The organism is Streptomyces sp. NPDC013457 (assembly GCF_043089925.1).
GTDB lineage: Bacteria > Actinomycetota > Actinomycetes > Streptomycetales > Streptomycetaceae > Streptomyces.
Window position 1 is genome coordinate 582,706 of the sequence record NZ_JBICBL010000003.1, and the last position, 7,848, is coordinate 590,553.

Below are 7,848 nucleotides of genomic sequence, written 5' to 3' on the forward strand. Positions count from 1 at the left end.
ACGGCGCCGCTGATGTGCGCGGAGAGTGTCCGATCCGATAGCAAAGGCGCATGGCCGTTATCGTCGCGCTCGGCGCGTTCCTCATGACGCTGTTCGGCGGCTGGACGGCGCAGCGCGTCACCGACCGACGCCACCTGGTCCTCGGCCTGGCCGGCGGGCTCATGCTGGGCGTGGTCGGACTCGACCTGCTGCCCGAGGCCCTGGAGGCGTCCGGGACCAAGGTCTTCGGCGTGCCGCAGGCCCTGCTCCTCTTCGTGGGCGGGTTCCTCTTCGCCCACGTCGTGGAACGGCTGCTGGCGGTCCGTCAGGCGGCGCACGGCGTCGGCGCCGATTGGGGAGCAGCGCGCAGCGCTTCGATGAGGGGTGGTGGTCGGGATACGGGCGGGCGGGTGCCGCAGGTCGGCCTCACCGCGGCCGCCGCCATGGTCGTCCACAGCCTCATGGACGGCATCGCGCTGGGCGCCGCCTTCCAGGTCGGCGGAGGCATGGGTGCGACCGTCGCGCTCGCCGTCATCACCCACGACTTCGCCGACGGGTTCAACACGTACACGATCACCAGCCTGTACGGGAACGCCCGTCGCAAGGCGGTCCTCATGCTGGTCGCGGACGCGCTCGCGCCGATCGTCGGCGCCGCGTCCACCCTGCTGTTCACCCTTCCGGAGGAAATGCTCGGCAGCTATCTCGGGTTCTTCGGCGGCGCCCTGCTCTACCTCGCCGCGGCCGAGATCCTGCCCGAGGCACACCACGAACACCCCGCCCGCTCCACCCTGTTGTGCACGGTGGCGGGCGTGGGCTTCATCTGGCTCGTGGTGGGCCTGTCCGGCGGCTGATCTCACGCCACCGGCCCGTTCGCGCAGCGCTCGACGAACCGCACGGCCGCCTCCGGGGCCCCCGCCCAGTGGGTGTGCACATAACTCGCGTGCACCCCCCGCTGTACGAACCCCTCGACCCGCCGCTCGGGCTGACGCAGCCCCCATGCGGCGTTCGCCCCGGCGCCCGGTTCGATCACGGTCCGGTGGAACTCGTGACCCCGCATCCGCGCCCCGGCGGCGGCGAGCGAACTGTCGCTCACGGCCACGGCGTCCCGGTACCCGAGCGTGAGCCGCTCCGACATCCGCGCGTCGGCGTCGAGCACCCCGCACATCGGCGTCCCGTCGAGCGAACGGGCGAGGTACAGCAGCCCGGCGCACTCGGCGGCGACGGGCGCCCCGGAGGAGGCCAGTTCGGCCACGGCCTTCCGCAGGGGCGCGTTGGCGGACAGCTCGGCCCCGTACATCTCGGGAAAGCCGCCGCCTATGACGAGCCCGGACGTCCCGGCCGGAAGCTCCTCGTCCCGAAGGGGATCGAAGGTCACGACCTCCGCGCCGGCGGCGGTGAGCAACTCGGCATGCTCGGCGTACGAGAACGTGAAGGCAGCCCCGCCGGCGACGGCGACCACCGGCCTGCCGGGCATGCGCCGCACCGGTGCGGTGGTGGGCACGACCCCACCACCGGCCCGCATCCGAACGGCGTCCTCGGGATCCCAGGCCTCTCCGGGCATCGGCGGCGCCGACCGCGCCAGCGCCAGCAGTCCCTCCAGGTCACACCCCAGCCGCACCTGCTCCGCCTGCGCCGCGACCGCGTCCACCGCCTGCGCCTGCCGCTCGGCGACCGGCACGAGACCCAGATGCCGCGACGGCGTCGCCACCGCCGGCGCCCGTCGCAGCACGCCCAGCACCGGCACGCCCGACTCCCCGAGCGCCTCCCGCAGCAGATGCTCGTGCCGGTCCGTGGCGACCTTGTTCAGGATGACCCCGCCGATCCGCACCTCCGGATCCCACGAGGCGAACCCGTGCACCAGCGCGGCCACCGACCGGGACTGCGACGAGGCGTCCACGACGAGGACGACCGGCGCCTTCAGCAGCTTCGCGACCTGCGCCGTCGACGCCAGCTCACCCTGGTCCGCGGCGCCGTCGTACAGACCCATGACGCCTTCGACGACCGCCAGGTCGCAGCCGCGCGCCCCGTGTTCGAAGAGCGGCGCGACCAGGCCCGTACCGCACATGTACGCGTCGAGGTTGCGGCCCGGACGGCCCGTCGCGAGCGCGTGGTACCCCGGGTCGATGTAGTCGGGACCGACCTTGTGCGGCGAGACCGCGAGCCCACGGCCCGCGAACGCGGCCATCAGACCGGTCGCGACCGTGGTCTTGCCGGCGCCGGAGGAGGGCGCGGCGATGACGAGACGTGCTACCACTCGATGCCCCGCTGGCCCTTCTGACCCGCGTCCATCGGGTGCTTCACCTTCGACATGTCCGTCACGAGATCCGCGAAGTCCACGAGCGCCTGCGGGGCGTTGCGGCCGGTGATCACGACATGCTGCTGACCGGGCCGGTCGCGCAGGACCTCGACGACCTCCTCGACGTCGATCCAGCCCCAGTGCAGCAGGTACGCGAACTCGTCGAGGACGTAGAACCTGTACTTCTCCTCCGCGAGGTCGCGCTTGACCTGCTCCCAGCCCTCGCGGGCCTTGTCCTCGTGCGACTGCTCTCCCTCGGCGACCTCGCGCTGGATCCAGGACCAGCCCTCGCCCATCTTGTTCCAGACGACCGTGCCGCCCTTGCCGGTCTCGCCGAGCGCCTTGAGGGCGTTCTCCTCGCCGACCTTCCACTTGGCGGACTTGACGAACTGGAACACCCCGATGGGCCAGCCCTGGTTCCAGGCGCGCAGCGCCATGCCGAAGGCGGCCGTCGACTTCCCCTTGCCGACACCGGTGTGGACCATCACCAGCGCGCGGTTGCGGCGCTGACGGGTCGTGAGACCGTCGTCGGGAACGACGGTCGGCTGTCCCTGCGGCATTAAGCGGCCCTCCTCGTTGCGTGCTCTGCCTGTACGTTCCTGACGAGCCCGGCGATCGAGTCGGCGCGCAGCTCGTCCAGGGTGACGGCCGTGCCGCCCAGTTCGCGGGCGAGGTCCCCGGCGAGCCCCAGTCGCACGGGACCGGTCTCGCAGTCCACGACGACGGCCGCCGTGCCCTCGGAGGCGTGCAGCCGTGCCGCCCGCGCGGCGAGCGCCACCGGGTCGGCGCCGCCGCCGGTCGCCCGGCCGTCGGTCACGACGACGAGCAGGGGCCGGCGCGAGGGATCGCGCAGCCGCTCGACGCGCAGCACGTCATGGGCCTTCAGCAGCCCCGCCGACAGCGGCGTGCGGCCGCCCGTGGGGAGCTGTTCGAGCCGCGCCGCGGCCGCGTCCACGGACGAGGTCGGCGGCAGGGCGACCTCGGCGTCGCGGCCCCGGAAGGTGACCAGCCCGACCTTGTCGCGCCGCTGGTAGGCGTCGAGCAGCAGGGAGAGCACCGCGCCCTTCACCGCACTCATCCGCTGCCGGGCCGCCATCGACCCGGACGCGTCCACCGCGAAGAGCACCAGGTTGCCCTCGCGGCCCTCACGGGTCGCCTGCCGCAGATCGTCCCGGCGGACCACGAGCCCGGGGCCGGTCCTTCCGCGCGCCTTCTGGTGCGGGGCGGCGGCGTGCACGGTCGCGGCCAGGTGCAGCTTGGTCAGCGCGCCCCGGGGCCGTACGGCGCCCGTGGTCCTGCCGTGCTCGGTACGGGCCCGGGAGCGGCGCCCGGCCGCGCCCTCGCCGAGCCCGGGCACGCTGAGCATCTTCGTACGGAACGGCTCGGCGGCCTTGACGGCGGCCCGCTCACCGGCGCCGCCGCCCCCGCCGGGAGCGGGCGCCGGGGTCTCGTCCGCACCCGCGTCGCGGGGGGCACTCTCCTCGGGCCCTTCACCCTGGGGCGGCACGCCGCCGCCGGGGCCACCGCCGGGTCCGCCGTCGGGACCGGGGTCCGGGTCGTCGTCGCCCTCGTCCTCGCCCTTGAACTGCTCCAGCGTCTCGTCGAGCCTGTCCTCGTCGAGTCCCGGCGCGTCGAAGGGGTTCCGCCGCCTGCGGTGCGGGAGGGCGAGCAGCGCGGCCTGCCGTACGTCCTCGGAGGTCACCTCCGTCCGGCCCGCCCACGCGGCGAGCGCGGTCGCGGTCCGTGCCATGACGATGTCCGCGCGCATGCCGTCCACCTCGAACGCGGCGCAGGTCGCGGCGATCTGGAGCAGGGCGGCGTCCCCGAGCACCACCTCGGGCAGCAGTGCGCGGGCGGCGACGATCCGCTCCCGCAGGGCGCTCTCCTCGCCGGCCCAGCGGGCGGCGAAGGCGGCCGGGTCGTCGTCGTACGCCAGCCGGCGGCGGACGACCTCCACCCGCTGCTCGGGCTCGCGGGAGGCCGCGACCTCGACGGTCAGTCCGAACCGGTCCAGCAACTGCGGGCGCAGCTCGCCCTCTTCGGGGTTCATCGTGCCGACGAGCAGGAAGCGGGCCGCGTGCCGTACGGAGACGCCTTCGCGCTCGACGTACGAGGAGCCCATGGCTGCGGCGTCGAGGAGGAGGTCGATGAGGTGGTCGTGGAGGAGGTTGACCTCGTCGACGTAGAGGATCCCGCGGTGCGCGTCCGCGAGGAGTCCGGGCTCGAAGGCCTTCACGCCCTCGGAGAGGGCCCGTTCGATGTCCAGCGCGCCGACGAGCCGGTCCTCGGAGGCGCCGACGGGCAGTTCGACCATCCGCGCGGGGCGCGCGGCGGCCGGGGCGGTCTCGTGCGGCCCGTCGGGGCAGCCGGGGTCGGGCGCGCCGGGGTCGCAGCTGAACCGGCACCCCGCGACCACCGGAACCTCCGGCAGCAGGTCGGCGAGTGCCCGGACGGCGGTCGACTTGGCGGTCCCCTTCTCGCCGCGCACGAGGACACCGCCCACGGCCGGGCTGACGGCGTTCAGCAGCAACGCCAGCCGCAGGTCGTCCATGCCGACGACGGCGGTGAACGGATACCGGGTGCTCATCGGGTGGTCCTCTCTTCGCGTTCGGTTTCCGGACGGGGGTGCGGGCGTGCGGCCGGCACGAGTGGCACCGGCGCGAGTCGCACCGGCGTGGGGAGGGGCGTCACGGCGCGCCCGGCGGCACGAACGGCAGCCCCGCCGGAGCCCCGTCCTCGATCAGACGCAGCAGCGCGTCGGTGTCCGCGTGTTCCTCGATCAGGTCGCCGAGGCGGTCCAACTGCTCCTCGCGCAGCATCCCGAAGGAGGTGTCGGGAGCAGGTACGAAGCGCCGGCCGGCCGCCGCGGCGACCTCCCGCAGGAAGGCCCGGCGGAAGCCGTCGCTCTCCAGGGAGCCGTGCCAGTGCGTGCCCCACACCGCGCCGACCCGGCAGCCGTCGAGGAACGGATCGCCGCCCAGGACGTCCGCGACGCCGTGGTGGATCTCGTACCCCTCGACCCGCTCGCCGAGTGCCTCGCCGACCGGCCGGGCCAGCGTCTTCCCGGCCGCGAACCGGACCCGTACGGGCAGCAGTCCGAGCCCGTCGACGGTGCCCGCCTTGGACTCGACCTCGTCGTCGATCCGCTCGCCGAGCACCTGGAAGCCGCCGCAGATGCCGAGCACCGGCCGGCCTTCCGCGGCCCGCCGTGCGAGCGCGTCCGCGAGACCGCGCTCGCGCAGCCATGCCAGCGCCTTCACCGTCCCCCGGGTGCCCGGCACGATCACCAGGTCCGCGTCGACGAGCTCCTCGGCCCGGTCCACGAACCGCACGACGACGCCCGGTTCGGCCGCCAGCGCGTCCACGTCGGTGAAGTTCGACATCAGGGGCACCGCGCAGACGGCGACCCGCAGCACGTCCTCGCCGACCGGCGGCGCGACGACCGACTCGCGGACGGCGCCGCGCAGCGAGACCCGCAGCCCGTCCTCCTCGTCGATGCCGAGCCCGTGCGCGTAGGGCAGGACACCGTACGTACGGCGCCCGGTCAGTCCGAGCAGCATGTCGAGGCCCGGCTCCAGCAGGGTCACGTCACCGCGGAACTTGTTCACGAGGTAGCCCGCGATCAGCTCCTGGTCCTCGGGCGCGAGGAGCGCCGTCGTGCCGAAGAACTGGGCGAACACCCCGCCCCTGTCGATGTCCCCGACCACGAGGACGGGCAGCCGGGCGGCCCGCGCGATGCCCATGTTCACGATGTCCGTGCGCCGCAGGTTGATCTCGGCCGGACTGCCCGCCCCCTCGCAGATCACGGCGTCATACGTGCCCCGCAGCTCCTCCAGACACGCCATCACCGGCTCGAAGAGCTCCTTCCGGCGCCCTTCGTGCAGCACCTTCCCGGGGGACGACCCCCCGGGCCCCCCGAAGAACCCCTTGGCGCTCAGCTCGCCCACCGGCCTGCCCATCAGGACGACCTGGCTGGAGCGGTCGCTGCCCGGCTTCAGGAGCACCGGGTTCATCAGCGCGGTCGGCTCCACGCGCGCGGCCTGCGCCTGCATCGCCTGGGCCCGGCCGATCTCCGCGCCCTCCCGGGTCACGAAGGAGTTCAGGGACATGTTCTGGCCCTTGAACGGGGCCACCTTCACGCCCTGCCGGACCAGCCAGCGGCAGATGCCCGCCGTGACGACGCTCTTGCCCGCGTCGGACGTGGTCCCGGCGACCAGCAGCCCCCCGCCTCTCATGCCTTCCTCCGGTTCAGCGCGCCCGCGACGATCCGCCCGCCCACACAGGCGGCGAGGGTCAGCCCCGTCACCCGGCGCGACAGCCGTACCGCCCGTTCGATGTCCTCGACCTCCACGGCCCGTCCCTCCCCGTTCAGTACGGGCCGGTGCTCGACCCGCCCTCCGTACGACAGCGTCCCGCCGAGCCGTACGCCGAGCGCCCCCGCGAACGAGGCCTCCACCGGGCCGGCGTTGGGGCTCGGGTGCTTCGCCGCGTCCGCCCGCCAGGCGCGCAGCGCACCGCGCGGGTTCCCCCCGGCCACCGTCGCGAGCGCTGCGGTCAGCCGGGCGCCCGGCCAGCCGGCCACGTCGTCGAGCCGGGCCGAGGCCCAGCCGAAGCGCCGGTACCGCGCCGACCGGTGGCCGACCATCGCGTCCAGCGTGTTCACCGCGCGGAAGCCGACCAGGCCCGGAACGCCCGCCACCGCGCCCCAGACCAGCGCGCCGACCACGGCGTCGGAGGTGTTCTCGGCGACGGACTCCACGACCGCGCGGGCCATCGCCGGGCCGTCCAGGGAGTGCGGGTCCCGTCCGCACAGATGGGGCAGCCGTTCACGCGCCACGTCCAGGTCTCCGGCGGCGAGGGCACCGCCGATCGCGCGGGCCTCCCGGCCCAGGGTCGTCCCGCCGACGACGGCCCACACGGAGGCGGCGGTCAGCGCCACGGAGGCCGCGGGACGGTGGCGTACGGTACGGGCGGCCAGCGCGGCGGCGCCCGCGGCGCCGGCGACGCAGACGGCGGTGTGCAGCGCTCCCCACCCGCGGTGGTCGCGCCACAGCAGCTTCTCGACCGCGCCGGCGGCACGTCCGAAGGCGGCGACCGGATGGCCGCGGCGGGGGTCGCCGACGATCACGTCCGCGGCCAGACCGGCGGCGGCGCCGTACGCGAATACACCTGTGGCTGCACTGCGGCCGGGCATGGCGCTGTGTCCTCACTCAGGGTCCGCGCCCTGGCTCGACGTGACCGGCGGCGAGAGTTCCTGGCTCCCGGGGATCGACTCCCCGGTCACAGTGGCGGGACCGCGCCGGATTCGCACCGGGCTTCCTCTGCTTGCCGCCGTAATGGCCCCGGAAGTCCACCACGCTCCCCGAACACCCGTCAACTCATGCTTGACCTGCGGCGGGACAGTGTGCGGAGCACCACACGACCCCTCCGTCGCGGAGGGAAACGACGGCCGGGGGGGGGGCCCCCCCCCCGGGGGGCCCCCCCCCCCGGGGCGGGGGCGCCCCCCCAAAACCCACACAGATGATACGCGACCGCCGCCCCCCCCCCCCACGCCGCCCCCCGCGGGCCCGCCC

Annotated in this window: 6 protein-coding genes and 1 riboswitch; of the genes, 1 reads left to right on the top strand and 5 read right to left on the bottom strand. The window is 74.5% G+C overall.

The features are described 5' to 3' along the window. The first annotated feature begins 50 nt into the window (after positions 1-50). Complete coding sequence (locus ACF1G2_RS11500) at positions 51-830, top strand: ZIP family metal transporter (protein WP_391798056.1); 780 nt, start codon at positions 51-53, stop codon at positions 828-830. Positions 831-832: 2 nt separating this feature from the next. On the opposite strand, the gene ACF1G2_RS11505 is transcribed toward ACF1G2_RS11500, so the two are convergent. The 5 genes from ACF1G2_RS11505 to ACF1G2_RS11525 all read right to left on the bottom strand — a co-directional run bounded on the left by ACF1G2_RS11505 (position 833) and on the right by ACF1G2_RS11525 (position 7,469). Further along, positions 833-2,233, bottom strand: a complete 1,401-nt coding sequence (locus ACF1G2_RS11505; RefSeq protein ID WP_391798057.1) for a cobyrinate a,c-diamide synthase — start codon at positions 2,231-2,233, stop codon at positions 833-835. Further along, positions 2,227-2,835 (bottom strand): cob(I)yrinic acid a,c-diamide adenosyltransferase, encoded by a 609-nt coding sequence (gene cobO / locus ACF1G2_RS11510; RefSeq protein ID WP_391798058.1) that lies wholly within the window; start codon positions 2,833-2,835, stop codon positions 2,227-2,229. The genes ACF1G2_RS11505 and cobO overlap by 7 nt, the downstream gene beginning before the upstream one ends. After that, positions 2,835-4,862 (bottom strand): putative cobaltochelatase, encoded by a 2,028-nt coding sequence (locus tag ACF1G2_RS11515; RefSeq protein WP_391798059.1) that lies wholly within the window; start codon positions 4,860-4,862, stop codon positions 2,835-2,837. The genes cobO and ACF1G2_RS11515 overlap by 1 nt, the downstream gene beginning before the upstream one ends. Before the next feature lie 100 nt (positions 4,863-4,962). Continuing rightward, on the bottom strand, positions 4,963-6,510 hold the full coding sequence (locus ACF1G2_RS11520; RefSeq protein ID WP_391798060.1) for a cobyric acid synthase: 1,548 nt from the start codon (positions 6,508-6,510) through the stop codon (positions 4,963-4,965). Beyond that, positions 6,507-7,469 carry a cobalamin biosynthesis protein gene (locus tag ACF1G2_RS11525; RefSeq protein ID WP_391798061.1) on the bottom strand — a complete coding sequence of 321 codons (963 nt, stop codon included), beginning with the start codon at positions 7,467-7,469 and terminating at the stop codon, positions 6,507-6,509. Before ACF1G2_RS11525 ends, ACF1G2_RS11520 begins: the two co-directional genes overlap by 4 nt. Before the next feature lie 54 nt (positions 7,470-7,523). Next, positions 7,524-7,598, bottom strand: a riboswitch (cobalamin riboswitch). Positions 7,599-7,848 lie beyond the last annotated feature (250 nt).

Coding starts and splice junctions, on each gene's coding strand:
- ACF1G2_RS11500 (WP_391798056.1), top strand. CDS start 51: ATGGCCGTTATCGTCGCGCTCGGCGCGTTCCTCATGACGCTGTTCGGC.
- ACF1G2_RS11525 (WP_391798061.1), bottom strand. CDS start 7,469: ATGCCCGGCCGCAGTGCAGCCACAGGTGTATTCGCGTACGGCGCCGCC.
- ACF1G2_RS11515 (WP_391798059.1), bottom strand. CDS start 4,862: ATGAGCACCCGGTATCCGTTCACCGCCGTCGTCGGCATGGACGACCTG.
- cobO (WP_391798058.1), bottom strand. CDS start 2,835: ATGCCGCAGGGACAGCCGACCGTCGTTCCCGACGACGGTCTCACGACC.
- ACF1G2_RS11520 (WP_391798060.1), bottom strand. CDS start 6,510: ATGAGAGGCGGGGGGCTGCTGGTCGCCGGGACCACGTCCGACGCGGGC.